The sequence below is a fragment of the Streptomyces sp. NPDC059452 genome, assembly GCF_042750035.1.
Taxonomy (GTDB): domain Bacteria; phylum Actinomycetota; class Actinomycetes; order Streptomycetales; family Streptomycetaceae; genus Streptomyces.
In genome coordinates this window covers 1-1,185 of sequence record NZ_JBHYVE010000066.1, presented here as the reverse complement: position 1 = coordinate 1,185, position 1,185 = coordinate 1, and the positions used below count along the sequence as shown (strand labels likewise).

Here is a 1,185-nt window from a genome sequence, read left to right as displayed (position 1 = left end):
GTGTAGAATGTACCGCCGGATGGTGCGGCTCCTGATACCTTCAGGACTTGACCAACACGAATCATATTAACATCTTTAATACCGTTCACTTTCGCCAACTCCTTCACTGACGTATTATATTTCTTTGCAATTGCTGTCAATGTGTCACCCGCCTTAACGGTATATGTCGAGCCGGACGACTTGGCAGGTTTCGCCTTCACTGCGGCTTTGTTCCCGACCTTATCGTATTTCGTCAGCCCGTGGGCTTCGATTGTGGCGATAAGCTTCTTCGCATAGTTCGGGTCTGTCGCATATCCACCCTTTTGGATGGCGGCACAAGCTTGTACATAGTTCGTTTCCCCGACAACAGCCTTATAACGGTCAAGACGGTTATAGAGGTTCACAAGGTCTATGATAGAATCGCGAACAGACTTATACGCCCGGAACCCTGCTTTGATTGTTTTATCGACCCCGTTTAAAACCTCCCACGTGCCCATATGAACGGTTCCAGCGTTCCCGATACCTTTTATACCAAACAGGTTATTTGCACGCGTAGCAAGCCCGGATTTGCCCCAATTTGACTCATGTATGGCTTGTGCTGTGATAACTGAAGGTAAAACTCGACTTACACCGTATAATTTTTGTGCTTCACTTGCAACATTCTCCATGAAACTCATTCTTTTACACTCTCCCTCATTTGTTGTCTCATTTCATTTATTTGTTCGTCTGAAGCGGATTCAATCCATAGTTTTCTATCCTTCTGAAATTGCGCCCGCCAATATCCCGGCGGCTGTACGGTTGTCGCATTATCCGGTACGGAATCAGCCGGAACAATTTCAGGATAGTCGAAGATGAAATCCGAATCATATACGAATACTTGTATCATTTCCATTGCTCCAACCCTCCTAGTAATGCACTGCCGCGTCTAATGACCAACTGGACACGGCGGACTGATTGTTTCCTGAAAAGCCGACAAACGCCAGTTTACCGTCAGTGTTGATATAAAATTTTGTGAAGCCTGTCGTTCCGTATGCTGTTGCCATGACCGCCTTTTTGTCTGACGGTGAATATGACGCGGGCAATTGTGCAAAGTCAACGCCGAGGTCACACGCCACGTCACCTTTTAGCATGAGGATGTTTCCCCAGCGGGTATACTGCGGTGTTCTTCCTGACGCCTTTGCTCCATTCAATAACGGAAGGTTATAC

General features: G+C 46.8%; 3 protein-coding genes. All 3 read right to left on the bottom strand.

Annotation, left to right across the window (positions count from 1 at the left end):
- A partial coding sequence (locus tag ACFW9Z_RS36065) for a glucosaminidase domain-containing protein (RefSeq protein ID WP_380715703.1) occupies nt 1-647 on the bottom strand: 647 nt, incomplete at its 3' end.
- A 5-nt stretch (nt 648-652) separates the two neighbouring features.
- Nucleotides 653-871: a hypothetical protein gene (locus ACFW9Z_RS36060; RefSeq protein ID WP_376642732.1), complete on the bottom strand. Its 219-nt coding sequence runs from the start codon at nt 869-871 to the stop codon at nt 653-655.
- 13 nt (nt 872-884) lie between these two features.
- A partial coding sequence (locus tag ACFW9Z_RS36055) for a hypothetical protein (RefSeq protein WP_384647945.1) occupies nt 885-1,185 on the bottom strand: 301 nt, incomplete at its 5' end.

Coding starts and splice junctions, on each gene's coding strand:
- ACFW9Z_RS36060 (WP_376642732.1), bottom strand. CDS start 871: ATGGAAATGATACAAGTATTCGTATATGATTCGGATTTCATCTTCGAC.